The sequence below is a fragment of the Acidobacteriota bacterium genome, assembly GCA_030697165.1.
In the GTDB taxonomy this organism is placed as follows: Bacteria; Acidobacteriota; Vicinamibacteria; order Vicinamibacterales; family UBA2999; genus 12-FULL-67-14b.
This window is the reverse complement of the sequence record JAUYQQ010000011.1, coordinates 211,008-230,241: the sequence shown is the minus strand read 5'-3', so window position 1 is coordinate 230,241 and position 19,234 is coordinate 211,008. Positions and strand designations below refer to the sequence as shown.

At 67.7% G+C, this 19,234-nt stretch carries 21 protein-coding genes; 19 read left to right on the top strand and 2 right to left on the bottom strand.

Annotated elements, in window-relative coordinates; genetic code table 11:
• Window positions 1-73 precede the first annotated feature (73 nt).
• The 13 genes from Q8T13_12490 to Q8T13_12430 all read left to right on the top strand — a co-directional run bounded on the left by Q8T13_12490 (window position 74) and on the right by Q8T13_12430 (window position 10,210).
• A complete protein-coding gene (locus Q8T13_12490) occupies window positions 74-1,231 on the top strand; it encodes a bifunctional 3,4-dihydroxy-2-butanone-4-phosphate synthase/GTP cyclohydrolase II (GenBank protein MDP3718573.1) in 1,158 nt (385 codons plus the stop codon).
• A gap of 32 nt (window positions 1,232-1,263) precedes the next feature.
• Window positions 1,264-2,625 carry a signal recognition particle protein gene (gene ffh / locus Q8T13_12485; protein MDP3718572.1) on the top strand — a complete coding sequence of 454 codons (1,362 nt, stop codon included), beginning with the start codon at window positions 1,264-1,266 and terminating at the stop codon, window positions 2,623-2,625.
• Between the two features lie 87 nt (window positions 2,626-2,712).
• Window positions 2,713-3,006, top strand: coding sequence for a 30S ribosomal protein S16 (gene rpsP / locus Q8T13_12480; GenBank protein ID MDP3718571.1), 294 nt, complete (start codon window positions 2,713-2,715; stop codon window positions 3,004-3,006).
• Between the two features lie 9 nt (window positions 3,007-3,015).
• Complete coding sequence (locus Q8T13_12475) at window positions 3,016-3,270, top strand: KH domain-containing protein (GenBank protein MDP3718570.1); 255 nt, start codon at window positions 3,016-3,018, stop codon at window positions 3,268-3,270.
• Between the two features lie 5 nt (window positions 3,271-3,275).
• On the top strand, window positions 3,276-3,809 hold the full coding sequence (gene rimM, locus Q8T13_12470; GenBank protein MDP3718569.1) for a ribosome maturation factor RimM: 534 nt from the start codon (window positions 3,276-3,278) through the stop codon (window positions 3,807-3,809).
• A gap of 61 nt (window positions 3,810-3,870) precedes the next feature.
• Window positions 3,871-4,599 (top strand): tRNA (guanosine(37)-N1)-methyltransferase TrmD, encoded by a 729-nt coding sequence (gene trmD / locus Q8T13_12465; protein ID MDP3718568.1) that lies wholly within the window; start codon window positions 3,871-3,873, stop codon window positions 4,597-4,599.
• A complete protein-coding gene (gene rplS / locus Q8T13_12460; GenBank protein ID MDP3718567.1) occupies window positions 4,599-4,946 on the top strand; it encodes a 50S ribosomal protein L19 in 348 nt (115 codons plus the stop codon). The genes trmD and rplS overlap by 1 nt, the downstream gene beginning before the upstream one ends.
• Window positions 4,947-5,004: 58 nt before the next feature.
• Entirely contained in the window at window positions 5,005-5,628 is a 624-nt protein-coding gene (locus Q8T13_12455; protein ID MDP3718566.1) for a ribonuclease HII, read from the top strand.
• 14 nt (window positions 5,629-5,642) lie between these two features.
• Window positions 5,643-7,691, top strand: a complete 2,049-nt coding sequence (locus Q8T13_12450; protein MDP3718565.1) for a tetratricopeptide repeat protein — start codon at window positions 5,643-5,645, stop codon at window positions 7,689-7,691.
• Window positions 7,692-7,748: 57 nt separating this feature from the next.
• On the top strand, window positions 7,749-7,949 hold the full coding sequence (locus tag Q8T13_12445; protein MDP3718564.1) for a hypothetical protein: 201 nt from the start codon (window positions 7,749-7,751) through the stop codon (window positions 7,947-7,949).
• Complete coding sequence (locus Q8T13_12440) at window positions 7,946-8,614, top strand: thiamine phosphate synthase (protein ID MDP3718563.1); 669 nt, start codon at window positions 7,946-7,948, stop codon at window positions 8,612-8,614. The genes Q8T13_12445 and Q8T13_12440 overlap by 4 nt, the downstream gene beginning before the upstream one ends.
• A gap of 73 nt (window positions 8,615-8,687) precedes the next feature.
• Window positions 8,688-9,434, top strand: a complete 747-nt coding sequence (locus Q8T13_12435) for a DUF4115 domain-containing protein (GenBank protein ID MDP3718562.1) — start codon at window positions 8,688-8,690, stop codon at window positions 9,432-9,434.
• Window positions 9,434-10,210 (top strand): hypothetical protein, encoded by a 777-nt coding sequence (locus Q8T13_12430; GenBank protein MDP3718561.1) that lies wholly within the window; start codon window positions 9,434-9,436, stop codon window positions 10,208-10,210. The genes Q8T13_12435 and Q8T13_12430 overlap by 1 nt, the downstream gene beginning before the upstream one ends.
• A 262-nt stretch (window positions 10,211-10,472) precedes the next feature.
• On the opposite strand, the gene polX is transcribed toward Q8T13_12430, so the two are convergent.
• Together polX and Q8T13_12420 are read right to left on the bottom strand one after the other, a co-directional pair.
• Complete coding sequence (gene polX, locus Q8T13_12425) at window positions 10,473-12,212, bottom strand: DNA polymerase/3'-5' exonuclease PolX (GenBank protein MDP3718560.1); 1,740 nt, start codon at window positions 12,210-12,212, stop codon at window positions 10,473-10,475.
• The gene (locus Q8T13_12420; GenBank protein ID MDP3718559.1) at window positions 12,209-13,201 is read right to left on the bottom strand and encodes a GHMP kinase; all 993 of its coding nucleotides are present in this window, start codon (window positions 13,199-13,201) and stop codon (window positions 12,209-12,211) included. The genes polX and Q8T13_12420 overlap by 4 nt, the downstream gene beginning before the upstream one ends.
• Before the next feature lie 77 nt (window positions 13,202-13,278).
• Here Q8T13_12420 and nagZ point away from each other — a divergent pair, with 77 nt between their 5' ends.
• Genes nagZ through murB form a run of 6 tightly spaced genes read left to right on the top strand, consistent with a single transcriptional unit; the run spans window position 13,279 to window position 19,231 of the window.
• Window positions 13,279-14,382 (top strand): beta-N-acetylhexosaminidase, encoded by a 1,104-nt coding sequence (nagZ, locus tag Q8T13_12415; GenBank protein ID MDP3718558.1) that lies wholly within the window; start codon window positions 13,279-13,281, stop codon window positions 14,380-14,382.
• On the top strand, window positions 14,379-15,299 hold the full coding sequence (locus Q8T13_12410; GenBank protein MDP3718557.1) for an LD-carboxypeptidase: 921 nt from the start codon (window positions 14,379-14,381) through the stop codon (window positions 15,297-15,299). The genes nagZ and Q8T13_12410 overlap by 4 nt, the downstream gene beginning before the upstream one ends.
• On the top strand, window positions 15,299-16,693 hold the full coding sequence (mpl, locus tag Q8T13_12405; GenBank protein ID MDP3718556.1) for a UDP-N-acetylmuramate:L-alanyl-gamma-D-glutamyl-meso-diaminopimelate ligase: 1,395 nt from the start codon (window positions 15,299-15,301) through the stop codon (window positions 16,691-16,693). Before Q8T13_12410 ends, mpl begins: the two co-directional genes overlap by 1 nt.
• Window positions 16,690-17,349 carry a 5-oxoprolinase subunit PxpB gene (pxpB, locus tag Q8T13_12400; protein ID MDP3718555.1) on the top strand — a complete coding sequence of 220 codons (660 nt, stop codon included), beginning with the start codon at window positions 16,690-16,692 and terminating at the stop codon, window positions 17,347-17,349. The genes mpl and pxpB overlap by 4 nt, the downstream gene beginning before the upstream one ends.
• Entirely contained in the window at window positions 17,346-18,296 is a 951-nt protein-coding gene (locus Q8T13_12395; protein MDP3718554.1) for a biotin-dependent carboxyltransferase family protein, read from the top strand. The genes pxpB and Q8T13_12395 overlap by 4 nt, the downstream gene beginning before the upstream one ends.
• Window positions 18,293-19,231, top strand: a complete 939-nt coding sequence (gene murB / locus Q8T13_12390) for a UDP-N-acetylmuramate dehydrogenase (protein ID MDP3718553.1) — start codon at window positions 18,293-18,295, stop codon at window positions 19,229-19,231. The genes Q8T13_12395 and murB overlap by 4 nt, the downstream gene beginning before the upstream one ends.
• The last annotated feature ends 3 nt before the right edge of the window (window positions 19,232-19,234 follow it).

The following is a 19,234-nucleotide window of genomic DNA, read 5'->3' as shown; positions in this document are numbered from 1 at the left end:
TGCGACGGGCGCGCGGCCGCAGTCGCCGTTTGCGACCATCGACACCGCGGTGGCCGCGTATCGCCGCGGCGAGATGCTGATCGTCGTCGATGACGAGGATCGCGAGAACGAAGGCGACCTGACGATTGCCGCCGAGCACGTGACGCCGGAGGCGATCAACTTCATGATGACGCACGGGCGCGGCCTGATCTGCATGCCCATGACCGCGGCCCGGCTCGACGAACTGAACATCCCGCTGCAGGTGCCGCAGCAGATGAACTCGACGCAGTTCGAGACGGCTTTCTGTGTCGGCGTCGAGGCGAAGCGCGGCACGTCCACCGGCATCTCGGCGCACGACCGCGCGCGCACGGTCCTGACGGCGATCGATCCGAAGACCAAGCCCGCCGACCTGGCGCGGCCGGGGCACGTGTTCCCGCTGCGCGCGCGCGACGGCGGCGTACTGGTGCGCGCGGGCCAGACCGAGGCGGCGGTTGACCTGTCGCGCATGGCGGGCCTGGAGCCGGCCGGCGTGATCTGTGAGATTGCCAAGAAGGACGGCACCATGGCGCGCGTGCCCGAACTGGCGAAGTTCGCGCGCAAGCACAAACTGCTGATGATCACGGTGGCGGATCTCATCCAGCACCGGATGCAGCACGAAGGCCTCGTTCAGAAAGCGGCGGAAGCGGATTTGCCGACCGAACTCGGCCCGTTCCGCATTCACGCCTACACCAGCGTCCTCGACAGCATGACCCACGTCGCGCTGGTGGCAGGGGACATCAGCTCGGGCAAGGACATCCTGGTGCGCGTGCACTCGAAGTGCCTGACCGGTGACGTGTTCCATTCGGCCCGCTGCGACTGTGGCGACCAGCTCGATGCCGCGATGCGGCGCATTGCCGCCGAAGGCCGGGGCGTGCTCCTGTATCTCAACCAGGAAGGGCGCGGCATTGGCCTGGCCAACAAGATTCGGGCCTATGCACTGCAGGACCAGGGCCTCGACACGGTCGAGGCGAACGAGAAGCTGGGCTTCAAGCCCGACCAGCGTGATTACGGCATCGGCGCCCAGATCCTGCGCGACCTGGGGGTCCGAACCATGCGGCTGCTGACCAACAATCCCCGTAAGTTCGTGGGTCTGCAGGGGTACGGCCTGTCGGTGTCCTCGACCCTCCCACTGGAGATTGCCGCCTCCGACACCACCCGTAAGTACCTGAAAGTAAAGAAAGACAAGCTCGGGCACCGCCTCAAATCGGTTTGACCGATCGCTTGAAGTTCATGTAGGATAAGGGTTTGTTCGACGCCCTTAGTAATCGCCTGCAGGACGTCTTCCAGTCCATCAAGGGAGAAACACGTCTTACAGAAGCGACGGTTGAGAACGTCCTCCGGGAGATCCGGCTGGCGTTGCTCGAGGCCGACGTCAACTTCAAGGTCGTCAAGGCCTTCGTCGATCGCGTGCGCGATCGGGCGATGGACCAGGCGGTCCTCAAGAGCCTGACGCCGAGCCAGCAGGTCATCAAGATCGTCCGGGATGAACTGCTCGCGCTGTTTGGCGATGCCAAGGGCGGGCTTCAGGAGAGCTCGGCGCGACCGCGCGTGATTTTGATGCTCGGGCTGCAGGGCTCGGGCAAGACGACGACGACCGGCAAGCTGGCCAAGTGGCTGGTGAAGCAGGGGAAGCACCCGATTGTGGTGTCCACCGACGTCCGGCGTCCGGCGGCCATTCAGCAGTTGGCCATCGTCGCGCAGCAGGCCGGCGTGCGCGTGCACGATCCGGTGGGCAACCTGGATCCGGTGTCGCGCACGAAGAGCGCGCTGGCCGAAGCCAAGGCGGTCGGCAACGACGTCGTGATCGTCGACACGGCGGGCCGGCTGCACATCGACGACGAGCTCATGAAAGAGCTGGTCGCGATTCGGGAGATTGCGGCGCCGACCGACCTGCTCTATGTCGCCGATGCGATGACGGGCCAGGACGCCATCAAGAGCGCGGGCGAGTTCAACGCGCAGATGGGCGTCACCGGCGTGGTGCTGACGAAGATCGACGGCGACGCGCGCGGCGGCGCGGCCCTGTCGGTGGTGTCGGTCGTCGGCGTGCCGATTGCGTTCGTCGGCAGCGGCGAGAAACTGGAAGACCTCGAACCGTTCCACGCGGATCGGTTCGTGTCGCGCATGCTGGGCATGGGCGACGTGCTGTCGCTGATCGAGAAGGCCGAAGAGGTCATCGACCAGGGCGATGCCGAGAAGCTGGAAGCGAAAATCCGCAAGGGCGGGTTCACGCTCGAAGACTTCCGCGATCAGCTCCGCATGCTGAAGCGGATGGGCCCGCTCGACAAGATCATGGGCATGCTGCCCGGGATGGGCGGCATGAAGGAACTGGCCGGCCAGAAGCCGGACGAGAAGCAGCTCTCGCGGATCGAAGCGATCATCAACTCGATGACGCCCGCGGAGCGGAAGCAGGCGGACCTCCTCGATGGGAGCCGCCGCAAGCGCGTCGCGAAGGGCAGCGGCACGACGGTTGAAGACGTCAACCGCCTGCTGAAGCAGTTCGTGGAAATGCAGCGGATGCTGAAGATGGTGGGCCAAATGACGGGCGAGCCCATTGCTGCGGCACCGAAGAAGAAAAAGAAGAAGAGCCCGTTTAGCTTGATGCGTTAGTCGTTCGTCGTTCGTAGGGGCGCACTTTAGTGCGCCCTCGGAAACCAAGAAGCGCGGCCACCATGTGCCGCAGGTAGAGAGTTCAAGATGTTGTCGATTCGCATGCGTCGCACCGGTTCGAAGAAGCGCCCGTTTTTCCGCATCGTGGTGTCCGAGGCCCGCTCCAAGAAGGAAGGCGAGTTCATCGAGGTGCTCGGCTTCTACAACCCGCGCAACCAGCCGGCGGTGTTCGAGATCAACAAGGACCGGGTCGCCCACTGGGTGAAGGTCGGCGCGAAGCCGTCGGACTCGGTGCGCACGCTGATGGCGAAGCACCTGACTCGCGACCGTGGCGTCGTGGTTGAGCCGGTCGTGGCCCAGCCCGCGGCCCCGACCGCCTAGGACCTCCCTGTGGCCGACCTCAAGGGACTCATCGAAGCCGTGGCGCGCGCGCTGGCCGACCAGCCCGACGCCGTCAGCGTGCGGGCATCGGAGCGCCGCGGCGCGACCGTCTACGAATTGCAGGTGGCCTCGGGCGACCTCGGCCGCGTGATTGGCCGGCAGGGTCGGACCGCCGCCGCGTTGCGGACGCTGCTGTCGAGCGCTGCCGAGGACGACGACCAGAAGGTCAGCCTCGACATCCGCGATCAAACCGGCCGCAGCTAAGTCCCGTGGAGTGGGACGCGGGCATCCTCGTGGGCGTGATCGCCCGGACGCACGGCAATCGCGGCGAGGTGATCGTGAATCCCGAGACCGACTTCCCGGAGGAGCGGTTTCGCAAGGGTGCCCGGTTGTGGACGCGCCGCCGGGGCGGCGAGCCGTCCACTCTGGACGTGGTCACGATGCGAATGCACCAGGGCCGCCCGGTGATCATGTTCTCGGGCATCGGCTCGATGAACGACGCGGAGCTGCTGGCCGGCCAGCAGCTGCGCACCGACGAAGTCGAGACGGCGCTGCTCGATGAGGGCGAGTTCTTCCACCGCGACCTGATTGGGTGCGAGGTGGTGACCGAGGCCGGCGAGTTCGTGGGGCGCGTGACCGACGTGCTGGACGACAGCGCCCAGGCGCGGCTGGTGGTGGCGGGGAAGCGCAGCGAGCTGCTGATCCCCCTCGCTGACGAGATTTGCACGGTGGACGTCGCGGCCAAACGCATCACGGTGCGCCCGCCCGATGGCCTGCTGGAACTGAACGGAGAGTGGCGTTAGCCCGCCGCAGCGGAGCGAGGCCGGGAAACAGCCCGCCGAAGCGGAGCGAGGCCAGGAGAAAATGAAGGTCGATATCATCACGATCTTTCCGCGGATGGTCGAAGCCGGCCTCGCGGAAGGCGTGGTGGGGCGGGCCCGGACCAGTGGACTGATCGACATCGTGGTCCACAACCTCCGCGACTACACGACGGATAAACACCACGTCGTGGACGATGTGCCGTTTGGCGGCGGCCCGGGCATGGTGATGAAGCCCGAGCCGTTCTTCGCCGCGCTGGCCGCGATTCGCGAGACGCGCGGGACGCCCGATGCGGTCGTGATGCTGACGCCGGCCGGAGTGCCGTTTACCCAGTCTGGGGCGCGGCGGCTGGTGGGTCTGGGCCACCTGGTGCTGCTGTGCGGGCGCTACGAGGGCATCGACGAACGGGTGCGCGAGGCGCTGGCGACCGAAGAACTGTCGATTGGCGACTACGTGCTGTCGGGCGGCGAGATTGCGGCGCTGGCGGTCGTGGACGCGGTGGCGAGGCTGGTGCCGGGTGTCGTCGGCGACGAGCAGTCGGTGGAGGGGGATTCGTTTACGCGCGGGTTGCTCGATTACCCGCACTACACGAGGCCCGCGGAATTCGAGGGACGGGCGGTGCCGCCGGTGTTGGTCTCGGGGCATCATGGCGAAATTCGCCGGTGGCGGCGCAACGCGGCGTTGGAACGGACGGCCGAACGGCGGCCCGACCTCCTGGCGGACGCGGCGCTCGACGCCGATGAACACGAGTGGTTGAGCAAAAGGAGCAAGTGATGACTGCGATGGAGATGGTAGAGAAGGCGCAACTGGTCGAGCGGCCCCGCATGAAGGCCGGCGACACGGTGCGCGTGCACGTGCGCGTCAAGGAAGGCGACAAGGAACGCATCCAGGTGTTCGAGGGGGTCGTCATCGGTCTCCGCAAGGGCGGCAACCGGGCCACCTTCACCGTCCGCAAGGTGTCGTTCAGCCAGGGCGTCGAGCGTATCTTCCCGATGCACTCGCCGACCATCTCCAAGGTCGAAGTGCTGCGCTCCGCCAAGGTCCGCCGCGCGAAGCTGTACTTCCTGCGCGACCTCAAGGGCAAGGCGGCCCGCATGAAGGAAGTCAAAAAGACGTCGTAGCCAGGGTGCCTAAGGTGCCTAATGTGCCTCGGGTGCCAAGGGTGCCAAGGGTGCCGGTGTGGCGAGGGTAAGCGCGCGCCGCACGATTGAGAACGCGCTCCGACGATACGGCTTTGTCTGTGTCGCCGGAGTGGATGAAGTCGGGCGGGGATGCCTGGCCGGGCCGGTCATGGCCGGGGCCGTCATCCTCGACCCGCAGCGGCGCATCGACGGCCTGGCCGACTCGAAGGCCCTGACCGCCGCCCAGCGCGACCGGTTGCACGAAGAGATTGTCTCGAAAGCCATCGCCTGGGCGGTGGTGTCGGTGACCCCGGACGAGATCGACCGCATCAACATCCACCAGGCCACGCTGCAGGCGATGCGGCGGGCCGTGCTGGCGCTGGCCCCCCTGCCAGATGCAGTTTTGGTAGATGCCTTTCGAATTCCGTCATTGCCGATGGCCCAGCGCGGGGTGATTGGCGGCGATCGCCGCTCGTCGGCCATTGCCGCGGCGTCGATCGTCGCCAAGGTGACCCGGGATCGAATGATGCACGAGCTTCACCGCGCTGACCCGCGATACGGTTTCGACCGACACAAGGGCTATGCGACAGCCGAGCATCTGGCGGCGGTCGCCCGGTTTGGCTACTCGCCGCAGCACCGGCGAACGTTCCGGCCGGCGACCCTGTTTGATACCATTGCCTGAGGGCCGTTTACAAAGTGCCGCCGTTCGATCGTGAAGCCGCACTTAAAAGTGCGGAAAAAGCACTCCGACAGGGCCGCATTGATGCGGCTATCGTGGAGTACGTCAAGGTAGTCGAAGCCCAGCCGCGCGACTGGAACAGCGCCAACGCCCTGGGCGACCTCTACGTGCGGGGCAACCAGCTCGACAAGGGCCTTCAACAGTTCACGCGCATCGCCGACCACCTCGCCGAGGAAGGGTTCTATCCAAAGGCGGCGGCCCTCTTCAAGAAGATCCTCAAGCTCAAGCCAGACGACGAGTACGCCCTGTTGCAGTCAGGCGACCTGGCCGCCCGGCAGGGCACCCTCGCGGACGCGAAACAGTACTTCCAGACCGTCGCCGACCGCCGCAAGGCCCGCGGCGACAAGAAGGGCGCGGCGGAGATCGCCATCCGCCTGGGGACCCTGGATCCCGACGACCTCGAGGCCCGCATGCGTGCGGCCCACCTGGCGGCCGAAACCGGCGATGTCGTGACGGCGCTGCGTGAGTTCCGCGACGTGGCCGCGCGCTACGAGAAGCAGGACCACGGCGCCGACGCGCTGAGCGCCTTGCAGGCGGCGTTTGACCTCGACAGCTCGGACGAGGAGACGCGGACACGCTTGTTTGTCGCGTACCTTGCGGGACAGACGCCCGACCTGGCGCGCAAGGTGGCCAGTGGCGCCGTCGAACTGAAGCAGGTCGCGGCGGCCTTTGCCCAGGCGGGGCAGGGCGACCTGTCGCTCGAAGTGCTCGGGCAGGTGGCGGAGGCGGATCCCGCGGACCTCGAGGTCCGGGCCGGGCTGGCCATGGCGTACGTGGCGCGCGGCGACCTCGCGAAAGCGCGCACCTATCTCTCGGCCGAGACGGCGGGGGCCGACCCAGCCCTGTGGATCACGCTCGGTGAAATGGAGCTGACGGCCGGCCGCACCAGCGAAGGCCGCGCCGCGATCAAGCAGGCACTGACGCTGGATCGCAGCCAGGCGCAGGCGGCCGTCGTGGTCGGCTGCCGCCTGGCCGAGTCGAACGCGGAGGCGGGGTACGAGTGCATTGACGCGGTCGCCGATGCGGCGCTGGAGGACGGCGACTACGCCGCGGCCGCCGTGTCGCTGCACGAGTTCACCATTCGCGTCCCCACCCACCTGGTGGCCCTCATGCGGCTGGTGGAGATCTGCGTGGACGGCGACCTCGAGGCCACCATGTACGAGGCGCAGGCGCAGTTGGCCGACGCCTACCTGAACGTCGGCCGCGGTCTCGAAGCGCGCATCATCAGCGAGGATCTCGTCGCTCGCGAGCCGTGGAACCGCGCCAACCTCGACCGGTTCCGCCGCGCCCTCGTGATGTTGGGCGAGGCCGATCCCGACGCGATCATTGCCGATCGCCTGAGCGGCGACAGCCCGTTCCTGGCCACCGAAAAGCTGGATCTGAACGAAGGCGTGTCGTTCGATACGCCGCCGGTTCCCGAACCACCGCCGGCACCGGTCGCGAAGGCCGCGCCAAAGGGTGCGCCGCTTCCGGTGGAGACGTTCTCCGATTCCGGCACCATCGAGATCGATCTCACCGATGCGCTGGCGGATCCTCCGGTGCCTGCGCCGCTGACGTCCCCGGCGCCGCGGTCGCTCGACCAGGTGTTCCGTGGCCTGCGCGACGAGTCGAACCGCCAGTCGGCCGAGGAGGCCGCTGCCGAACAGTATCGGCTGGCGCTGACGTATCACGAGATGGGGATGACCGAGGACGCCATGAAGGCGCTCGAGGGGGCGACCCGGTCGCCGCGGCAGCGGTTTGATGCCGCCTCGATGCTGGGGCGGCTGTATCTCGAACGCAAGGACCTGGAGCACGCCATCGAGTGGCTGGAGCGGGCGGCGGAAGCGCCCGCGCCCACGGCCGATGCCGGCCGGTCGCTCTTGTACGATCTCGCCCAGACGCTCGAGGTGGTCGGCGAGAGTTCGCGCGCGCTGGCAGTATTCGTCGAACTCGAATCCGAGTCCGGTGGGTATCGCGACGTGTCCGGGCATATCGATCGGCTGTCCAAAGTCCAGGCCCGGGGCTGATTTCTGTTCAGGCGCCTTCTCTTCGTCGCCCTCCTGCTCGAAACCGGTCTCCTGTTGGTGTTGATCCCGTGGTCGACCTTCTGGGAGCGCAACTACTTCGTCGAGTGGTCGCCGGCCCTCGAGGCGGTGTTGACCAGCAACTACCTGCGCGGGGCCATCAGCGGTCTGGGCCTGGTCAACATCGCCGTGGGGCTGGTGGAACTGGGCGACTCGCTCGCCTCCAAGGCCTCCCAGCCGCCGGCTGACGACCAGCCATGATGCTGTGCCTCGTCACCGACCGGCGGCGCCTGGGCGCAGCGCTCGGGATCGAGACGGGCGCCTGGGTCGAGGCGCTCCGGACGCAGGTCCGTGCGGCTGCCGAGGCGGGGGTTGACCTGGTGCAGGTTCGTGAACCCGACCTCGAAGCCGCGGCCCTGGTCGGCCTGGCCAAGGCGATCGTCAGCGATCTCAGGGATACCGCCACCCGGGTTTTGGTAAATGACCGACTGGACGTCGCCTGGGCGGCTGGCGCAGCGGGCGTTCACCTGAAGGAGCGGTCGTTCCCGGTCGAGGCCGTCCGCCACGTGACGGCTCCCGGATTCTGCATTGGGCGGTCCGTTCACAGCGCGGCGGCCGCAGTTTCTTCGGGGAATGCCGATCACCTGATAGCAGGCACGGTGTGCCCGACGGTTTCGAAGCCCTGGGCAGTGTGTCTGGGCTGGGAGGGGTTGGCGGCAGTGGTAGACGTGTCAGCTGGCCGGCCGGTGTTGGCGATTGGTGGGATCGACCTGCCATCGATTCCTCTGGTGGCAGCTAGTGGCGCAGCCGGCGTGGCGGCCATCGGCGCCTTCATCCCTTTAGGCGGAGAACGCCTGTCTCAGTTTGTGCAAAAACGAGTCATCGATCTGCGTTTGGGGTTTGACTCGGAGCATTCGGTTTCCTAATATGTCGTTCTGCCCCCTTGAAAGATAGGCAGTTCTGGCAATTAACCAACGTTCGTACACCGCAGCATTAGCTATGCAACGCCCGCTCGATCCGGCGACGCGTCTCAAGATGGCCCGCGAAGCCAAGGGCTTGTCGTGCCGGCAACTTGCCGAGATCACGAAGCTCTCGGTGCGTACGATCGAATCGCTCGAAGGCAATTGCATTACGGCGTTGCCTGATGGCATCTATCGCCGCTCGATCGTGAAGTCGGTCGCGAGCGAGGTCGGCCTCAATCCCGACGAACTGCTGCGCGAGTTCATGGCCGCGCATCCCGACGACCTGCCGCTGCCGGTGTCGGCCACGGTGGTGCTCTCGCCGGAACCGTCGCGCCCGCTCCAACGGATCATCGCGGTCGCGGGCGCCATTCTGCCGCTCTTGGCGGGCGTCGCTTACTTTGGTTGGCCGGCACGCTCGGGCGAGACTCCGGCCCGTATCGAATCGGTGTCCGCTCCATCGCGTCGTGCCGAAGTACTGCCGGCCGGCGGCTTCACGGAAGCCTCGCTGGCCTTGCCGCGGCCGGTGGTTGTGACGCTCACCATGTCGTCCCGCTGTCAACTGCGCGTCATGGCCGATGGCCGCGAGATCGTGGCCCGCATGGTCGAGCAGGGCGAGACCCTGCGAATCGATCTCGGCGAAGAGCTGTGGCTGTTGGGCGATAACGCGTCGGCCGTGCAGTTCAGCATCAACGGCCAAGCCGGCCGCTTGCTCGGCGTGCCCGGCGAGGTGCTGTCGGTGCGCATCGGCCGCGACGACTACGAAGACTTCCTGGTCCGATACTGATGGCCGCCGGCCTCGGCAGCCCGCTGCTGGACTTCTTCAGGCGCGGTGAAGTGGCCCGCGATGTGCGCCTGCTGGCGGCGCAGGGCGCCGTCGCGCCGCGGCCGCTCGAGCAGCTCGGTATCCTGATGATCCTCACCTCGGACGCCGATTCCGAGATCCGTGAAATCGCCAACACCACGCTGGGATTGCTGCCGCCGGAGCTGGTGGCGAGCTTCATCGCGCGCTCGGACGTGCCGGTGGAACTGCGCGAGTTCTTCATCGCCCGCGGCATCACGCCCTCGGCGACTCCGGCGCCCGACTTCGACGAGCCGCTGCTCGACACCGACGAGTCGGGGCTCGAGTTCGGGCAGCAAGAAGGGGAGACGGCGCTCACCTTCGGCCAGCGCCTGGCCAACATGGGTGTCCCCGAAAAGCTGAAGTGCGCGATGAAGGGCACGCGGGAAATGCGATCGGTGCTGATTCGCGATCCCAACCGCCTGGTGGCCTCGGCGGTGCTCAGCTGCCCCAAGGTCAACGACGCCGAGGTCGAGGCCTTTGCCAAGATGGGCAACGTCTCGGAAGACATCCTGCGCACGATCGCCAACACGCGCGCGTGGACGAAGAACTACTCGGTGGTGCTCAGCCTCGTGAAGAACTCGAAGACCCCGGTCGCCATGTCGATGAACCTGATGCAGCGCCTTACCGAGAGCGACGTGAAGAAGGTGGCGGCGGACCGGAACGTCCCCGAGGCCCTGCGGCTGGCCGCGAAGAAGCGCGCGGCGGCGAACCGGGGGTAGCGACGCCCCCGCGGTTGGCCTGGGCCCACTCCGACCGCATCTGCGACAACCCATCCATGTAGACCGCGACCCGGTCGCGATCCTCCTCGGACGGCAGCGTCTTCAGCAAGTCGATCGCCCGCTCCAGATCACGCTGGATGGTGGCCTTCGTGGCGCCGTAATAGAGTTTCTTGATTTCCGCGACCGCGTCCATTGGCCGCCATTATACGGGTAGGCACGGTCCGGCTAAAGCCGGACGCCACGTTCTCACCCCGCCACATTCTCACCCCCGGTTCCGGCGCAGGGCCTTTCGGAACTTCGGCAGCGGCAAGGTATTGAGCACGTCGTCCTTGGTGAGCCAGGCGCGGCGGGCGGTCAGCACGCCCCAGCGGGTGTAGCCGAGCGCGTCGATCTCGTGCGCGTCGGAATTGATGGCGATCTTCACCCCGCGATCCCGCGCCAGCCGGGCGTGGCTGTCGGACAGGTCCAGCCGGTAGGGTTGCGAGTTGATCTCGAGCGCCACGCCGTTGGCCGCCGCCGCATCAATCACCTTCTCGACGTTGACACGGGACGGATCGCGGCGCAGCAGCATGCGGCCCGTCAGGTGGCCGATGATATCCACCGACGGGTGCTCGATCGCCTTGATAATGCGCGCCGTCATCTCGGCTTCGTCCTGCTGCATGGCCGAGTGGACCGAAGCGACGACCAGGTCGAGACCAGCCAGGCAGTCGTCGGCCAGGTCGAGACGGCCGTCGGCGAGAATGTCGCATTCGATGCCGGCCAGAACCGTGAAGCCCTTTAGCGTCGCGGAATACGCGCGAATGCGCTCGGCCGCGGCGTAGGTGCGGGCCTCGTCCAGGCCGTTGGTCATTGCCAGCGACTGGGTGTGGTCGGTGATCGCAATGTACTCGAGGCCGCGGGCCATGGCGGCCGCCACCATCGTTGCCAGGCTCTCGCGGCCATCGGACTCGGTGGTGTGCATGTGGACGTCACCGCGCAGGTCCTCCTGCTTGAGAAGGGCGGGCAGGGCCTGCTGGTCCGCCGCATCGAGCTCGCCGCGGTTCTCGCGAAGTTCAGGGGGAATCCAGGCCAGGCCCAGGGCCTCGTAGATGCCTTCCTCGGTCGGGCCGGCGATCGCCCGGTCCCTGGCATCGAACAAACCGTACTCGTTGAGCTTCCAGCCGCGCTCGAGCGCCCGGTCGCGCAGGGCGATGTTGTGTGCTTTCGAGCCGGTGAAATATTGCAGCGCGGCCCCGCGCTGATCGGGTTGCACGATGCGCAGGTCGGCCTGGTAGCCGCCCCGCAGCAACACGCTGGCCTTGGTCGGCCCGTGGCCGAGGATCCGCTCGACCGTGGGATAGGTCACCAACGCGTCCGCCAGCGTCTGGTCGGCGCCGGTGGCCAGCAGGTCGAGGTCGCCGCTCGTCTCGGCGCCCCGGCGCACGCTGCCCACCGTCACGATGGTAGCCGCCGGCGCGTGCGTCGTCAGGTAGGCGATCAGGGCCTCGGCCACCTCGGTTGACTTGTGCAGCAGGTGGCGGCCGGCGTGGCGCTGGCGCTCGTCGAGCGCCTTCAGGATCAGCTCCTCTTTCTTGGCGCCCATGCCCTTGAGCCCGCGGATCCGGCCCGTCCTCGCGGCCTGGCCCAGGTCGTCGAGGCTCGTGATGTGAAGTTCCTTGTAGAGCATCGCGACGGTCTTGGGACCCACGCCCTGCAGCCGCAAGACCTCGAGCAGCGTCTCGGGAAACTCCTGCAGTAACACCCGGCGCACTTCGCAGGTGCCGGTGGCCGCGATGTCGCGAATCCGCGTGGCGAGGTCCTTGCCAATGCCGGGCCAGGCCCGCAGGGCGGCCTCGTCCAGGCCGGCGGCGGCTTCGGCGGCATGCGCCACGACGTCGGCGCCGTTGCGATACGCGCGAATCTTGAAGGGGTTCTCGCCCTTCAGTTCGAGCAGGTCGGCAATCTCCAGCAACACGCGCGCGATGGCGCGATTGTCGAGGGGCGCGGGCAGGGGTGCGCTCATGCCTCGATGACGCTCAGGCCGGTGGTTTCAATCTGGAAGTCCAGGATGCGGGCGCCGCCGTCGGCGAGTGCCTCGCGCACGGCCGGAACCTGGTCCGGGGGCGCGATGCAGACCAGGCACCCGCCGCCGCCCGCGCCGCAAACCTTGGCCCCCTGCGCGCCTGCGGCCATGGCGCGCCCGATTAGTTCGTCAATGGCGGCGGTGGTGACGCCAGGGGCCAGGCGCTTGCGATTGTCCCACTCGGTGGCGAGGCACTGCGCGGTCGTGTCCCAGTCGCCTTGCGTGAGGGCCGCGCGCATGGCGGCCGCCGTGTCGCGAATACGCTCGAAGCAGTCGAAGATGTGCCGGTCACCATCGATGTGCCGCTTGGTGATCTCCCAGTTGTTGGTGCCCGAGTTGCGCGGTTCCCCCGTGTAACAAAGGACCAGGCGCTGCTGCAGCTCGTTGGGGTCGACGTCAAGCGCGACCCGAACTGGCCGGCCGGCTTCGAGTTCGAGCGCCGCGATGCCGCCGTACATGGCCGGCCGGTAGTCCTGCAGGCCCGTCGGCACGTGGATGACCTGGGCCTCGACATCTTTCGCGACGTCCATCAGGGTCTCGGGATCGAGCTCCTGGTGGGTGAAACGCGCGAGGGCCCCGCAGATGGCGATGTTCAGGGCAGAGGAGCCGGCGATCCCGGCACCGGCCGGCGACTCGCCGCGGGTCGTCAGCCGCAGGCCATGCGCGCCAAAGCGGTGCGCCAGGCGGCCGAGCAAGGGCAGGGTCTCGTCACCCCTGAGCTGATCGGCCGGCAGGTTCACCATGCGATCGGTGTCCTCGGAGATCAACTCGATTCGATCGTCGGGCCGCGGCTCGATCCAGGCGTGCGCCCGCAGGCTGATGGCGATGTGCAGCGTCTGCGCGCCCGGGTGGAACAGGTACAACGGCCAGATGTCGATGGTGCCACCGGCCAGATCAATTCGTGTCGGAGCGGACGCTGAGATACGCACGGCGCAATTATAATTCTGTGGAGTCCGCCTTTAGGCGGACCTGAGCTCCGGCTGAAGCCGGAGGCTACAGGGAGCAAATGCCACTAGCCACGAGACGCGACCTCGGCCAATTCCTGATCGGCAGCATTCCCGATCGCACCATGCCGGTCGAGATGCGGTCGCTGGCGCGGGAGTTTGACCTGGGCGGCATCATCCTGTTCAGCCGCAACATCGAAGCGCCGGAGCAGGTGGCTGAACTGGCGGCGGAAAGCGAAGCGCTTGGCCGCACCAGCCCGGCCTGGGTCAGTGTTGACCAGGAAGGCGGCCGCGTCGCGAGACTGAAGGAGCCGTTTACCCAGTGGCCGCCCATGGCCACGCTGGGCCGCGCCGGACGCGAGGAAGGCGAGGCGCTCGCCGAGCGCTTTGCCAACGCGCTGGCCGAAGAGTTGCGCGCCGTCGGCATCACGCTCGACTACGCGCCGGTCCTCGACATTCACACCAACCCGAAGAACCCGGTGATCGGCGATCGCGCGCTTTCAGAACGGGCCGACGACGTCGCCCGGCTCGGACGGGTGATCATCAAGACCCTGCAGGCCGCCGGCGTGGCGGCGTGCGGCAAGCATTTCCCCGGCCACGGCGATACCAGCACCGACTCGCATTTCGAGTTGCCGCTGGTGGAGCATCCCCCCGATCGGCTTCGCGCCATCGAGTTCGAGCCGTTCCGCGCCGCCATTGCCGAGAACGTGGCGTTCATCATGACCGCCCATGTCCTGGTGCCGTCGCTTGACGACCAGCGGCCCTCGACCCTGTCGCCGAAGGTGGTGCAGGACCTCCTGCGTGACGAGCTGGGGTTCGAGGGCGTCATTTTGAGCGACGACCTCGAGATGAAGGCGGTCAGCGCCCGCTACCCGGTGCCCGAGTCGGCGGTCGAGGCCATTCGCGCCGGCTGCGACGGCATCCTGGTGTGCAGCGGCGACCTCGACCTCCAGGCGCGGACCCTCGAAGCCTTGGTGAGGGCGGTGGAGTCGGGGGTGATCGCCGCGGCCCGGTGTGACGATGCGTTCGCGCGCCTGCGGCGGGCCAAAGAGCGTTTCCTGATGGGCGAGCGGCGGCCGGCGGCCCGTCGCATCCGCGACTTGCGCCAGGTCCTCGGACGCCAGGAGCACCAGCTGGTGGCCGCCGAAATGGCAGCGTTCTTGTGATTGCGCTCCGGCGGCTGCAGTCCGGCGACCGCGTGGCCCTGGTCGCCCCGGCCAGCTCGTTCCCCGCAGAAGAGGTCGCCGCCGGCGTCGCCGAACTCGCGCGCCTGGGCTTCGAGGCGGTCTACGACGAGTCGCTCTTTGCCAGGCAGCGTTTCGTGGCCGGCTCGGCTGAAGTGCGTGCCCACGCCATTCACCAGGCCTGGGCCGACCCATCGATCGCCGCGTTGATTGCCATGCGGGGCGGCTACGGCAGTGCGCAGGTGCTGCCGCTGCTGGACGTGGCCCGGTTGCGCGACGCGCGTAAGGCGCTGATCGGCTACAGCGACATCACCGCGCTGCTGTCGTTCTACCAACTGAACGGCCTGAACGCGATTCATGGACCGATGGTGGACCGCCGCCTGTCGCAGGGGCCGTCCGCCTACGACGAGGATTCGTTTCGCCGGGTGATGATGACGGCGGCGCCGGCGGGGGAACTGCGCCCCGCGGGGCTGGAGGTGTTGCGGCCGGGACGCGCCAGCGGCGCGCTGATGGGCGGCACCATCACGCAATTGGTGTCGTCACTCGGCACGCCCTGGGCGTTCGCCGCGCTGCCGGGGTGTGCGCTGTTCCTCGAGGATATCGGCGAGCGGCCGTACCGCATTCACCGCATGCTCACGCAACTCGCCCAGGCCGGGGTCTTCAGCCGCGCCGGTGCGATCGTGTTCGGCGAATTCCCCGGGTGCGACGAACCGGGTGGCGACCCGGCCATTCGCGACGTACTGCGCGAGTTCACGGCCGGCTTCGCCGGTCCGGTCCTGTTTGGATTTCCCTCCGGCCATACGGCCGGTGCGACCTGGACGCTGCCGTTCGGCGTGCGCGCCGACATCATCGGCTCGTCCTCACCGGCCGTGGTCATCATGGAGGCAGCGGTTTCATAGTGGCTCGGATTCACTTAATCGGTGTTTGTGGTACGGCCATGGCAACGTTGGCCGCGCTGTTGAAGCATGCCGGGAACGACGTGAGTGGCTCAGACGAACACGTCTATCCACCCATGAGCGACTTCCTGGCCGCCGAGAGCATCACGGTGCTCGAGGGGTATCGGGCCGAGCACGTCGCCGGCGCGCTTGACCTGGTCGTCGTCGGCAACGCCATCTCCCGCGGCAACGCCGAGCTCGAAGCCGTGCTCGATCGCAAGCTGCGCTACACCTCGCTGCCTGAGGCGATTCGCGATCACTGGTTGTGGGATTCGCAGTCGATCGTCATTGCCGGCACGCACGGCAAGACCACGACGACGTCGCTGGCCGGGTGGTTACTGACAGCGGCGGGTGCGGATCCGACGGTGCTGGTGGGCGGCATCGCCCGTAACTTCGGCGTCGGCGGCGCCAGCTACCGCATGGGCAAGGGACGGGCGTTCGTCATCGAAGGCGACGAGTACGACAGCGCCTACTTCGACAAGACGGCCAAGTTCCTGAAGTACCTGCCCGACATCGCGGTCGTGAACAACATCGAGTTCGATCACGCCGACATCTACGCGAACCTGGACGAGGTGCGCCTCGCGTTCAAGCGGCTGGTGAACCTGGTGCCGCGGAGCGGACTCACGCTGCTTGGCGCCGACAGCCCCGATGCCGCGGCGTTGGCACCCCTGGCCCGCAGCCGCGTGCAGACGTTCGGTCTGGGCGAGGGCGCCGATTGGCGGGCCCTCGACATCACCAGTGGCACGGACACGGCGTTCACGGTCGTTCGCGGGGGGCGAGATCTCGGACGCTTCCGCATGGTGATGTTAGGCGAACACAACGTGCGCAACGCCGTGGCGGCGATTGCCGTGGGCGTGGACCTCGGCCTCGACCGCGAGGCCCTGCGCGAGGGGCTGGCGAGCTTCGCAGGCATCAAGCGTCGCCTCGAAGTTGTCGGCGAGGCGCGCGGCGTGACGGTCTACGACGACTTCGCGCACCACCCGACAGCGGTTGACGAAACCCTGAAGGCGCTCAGGCGCTCGATCGGGACGCGCCGCATGTGGGCGATCTTCGAACCGCGCTCGGCCTCCTCTTGCCGCCGCGTCTTCCAGGATGACTTTGCCCGCGCTTTTGCCGGCGCCGACCAGGTGGTGTTGGCGTCGATCTTCCGATCGAGCCTGCCGCCGGAGGAACGGCTGTCCGAAGCACGGCTGGTCGAAGACCTCGACGCCGCCGGCGTAGCCGCCCGCCACTTGCCCACGGTGGACGCCATTGTCGACGCGGTTTCGAAAGAGGCGCGCTATGGGGATGTGATCGTGGTGATGTCGAATGGCGGGTTCGGGGGCATTCACGGCAAGTTGCTGGACGCCTTGCGATGAGGGTTCGCGAGTGCGGGGATGCGATGCTGCTGGTCGAATTCGAGCCGGTGATCGACCCGGTCGTGAACGAGCGCGCGATCGCGCTGGCCGCGCGATTGCGCGGACGGAACCTGCGGGGGGTGCGCGATGTGGCGCCCGGATACTGCACGGTCGGCGTGCACTTCGACCCCCTGCAAACCGACCTCGCTGCGCTCGAACACGCGATTGCCGACGACGGCGGCGCGGTGGCGGCGATCGAGTCGACGGCCGCGAGCACGCCGATCGAGATCGGTGTGCACTACGGCGGGCCGGATGGCCCGGACCTCGCCGCGGTCGCCGCATACGCGGGTTGCACCGAGGACGAGGTGATCGAACGGCATGCGGGCCGCGTCTATCGCGTCTACATGCTCGGGTTCGTGCCTGGGTTCGCGTACATGGGGCGGGTCGAGCCCAGTATTGCCGCGCCACGGCATCGCGTGCCGCGCGAGCGCGTGGCGGCCGGTTCGGTAGGCATTGCCGGCCAGCAAACGGGCGTCTACCCCGTGGCCAGTCCGGGCGGTTGGCAACTCATCGGCCGCGCGGAGCGCGTGATGTTCGACCCGAACCGCACCCCGCCGAGCCTGTTGGCGCCGGGCGACCTGGTCAGGTTTGTCCCCATCACGGGGCGCCGTTCATGAACCTCGGTGCGTTGGAGATCACGAAGCCGGGACTGCTGACGTCGGTGCAGGACCTCGGCCGACACGGTCATCAAGCCGTCGGCGTGCCGGTCGCCGGCCCCATGGATACCTTCTCGCATCGCCTCGCCAACCATTTGGTGGGGAACGATCCGGACGCCGCGACACTGGAGATCACGCTGATCGGTCCCGAGGTGCTCCTCGATGCTGATACCACGGTCGCCATCGTCGGCGCGCTGTTCGAGGTCACGTGCGACGGGCGACCGGTGCCGATGGGGGCGTCGTTTGGTGTGGAGCGCGGCCAGCGCCTGAAGTTCGGCCGGATTGTGCAGGGCGCGCGCGCGTATCTGGCCGTGGCCGGCGGATTGCTGACCGGGGTCGTGCTCGGCAGTCGGGCCACGCACCTGGTGAGCGGCATGGGCGGTGTCGAGGGTCGAGCACTCCGGGCCGGTGATCGCCTGCCGGTCCAGGATCGGCCCGGGTCCCGGCCGCCGCGAAAGGCCAACGGCCTCACCTTGCCGACCGGCGGCCGGGCGCGCCTGCGCATGATCGCCGGACCGCAGGACAGCTGGTTTCGTCACGATTCGTTGAAGGCCCTGGCCGGCGTCAGCTTTCGGATCTCGCCGCGATCGAACCGCATGGGGTATCGCCTCGAAGGTCCGCCGCTCGTGCGCGCGCTAGAAGGGGAGTTGATCTCCGAGCCGGTCGGCATGGGCGCGATCCAGGTGCCGTCGGCCGGCGAGCCGATCCTGCTGATGGCGGATCGACAGACCGCCGGCGGATATCCGAAGGTGGGTCACGTCATCTCGGCGGATCTGCCGCTGGCCGCGCAGCTTGCGCCCGGCGACTTCATCGAGCTGATCCTCTGCTCGCGACAAGAGGCGGTGGCGGCGTTGATTGCCCGCGAACGCCAACTGTTGCGCTACGCCGACTTGAGGGACGCGTCGTGAGCGCCCTGGTCGAGAACCTGGCGGCGGCTTTTGGTGCCGGGCGCATCATCGTCGATGCGCCGCTGGCGCCGTTGACCACGTTCAAGGTCGGCGGCCCGGCCGACGTGTTGTTCGAGCCCCTGAACTCAGACGAGGTGCTGAAGGCGCTGGCGATTGCGCGAGCCGCTGGGCAACCGGTCACCATGCTGGGCGGCGGGTCGAACGTGCTGGTCTCGGACCGTGGCGTGCGTGGCCTGGTCATTCGTCCGCGGGGCGGGGCGGTCAACGCCGTGGGCGATCGGCTGGTGCGGGCCGACGCGGCCGTGACCATCAACGGACTGGTCCGGTGGACGATCACCCGTGGCTACGCCGGCCTCGAGGCCTGGGCCGGCACACCGGGTACCGTCGGCGGCGCCATCTATGGCAACGCGCATTGGCAGAAGACCAACCTCGGCGACCTCGTCGAGAGTGTGCGCCTCGTCAGGCCCGACGGAACCTTGCTGCAGGCGCCGGCGGATCGGATGGAGTTCGACTACGACTACAGCCGCCTGAAGCGAACGGGCGAGATCGTGCTGTGGGCGGCGTTCCGGGTCACGCCGGGTGCCGATCCGACCGCGCTGCGCCTGGTGGCGCGCGAGTCGCTGGCGTTCCGGAAGCGGACCCAGCCGCTGGCGGCGCCGAGCGCCGGCTGCATCTTCATGAATCCCGATCCGTCGCGCGATCGCATTCCGGAGGGCATTCCCCCCTCGGCCGGCGCGCTGGTCGATCGCGCCGGGCTCAAGGGCGCGGTGCGCGCCGGCGCGCGGGTGTCGCCGACCCACGCCAACTTTGTGATTAACGACGGCACGGCCACCGCGGCCGACATCAAGGCACTGGTCGAAGAGTGCCGCGCGGCGGTGAAAGATCGCTTCGGCGTGACCCTGCGAGATGAGATCATCTGCTTAGGTGAATTCTGAGCC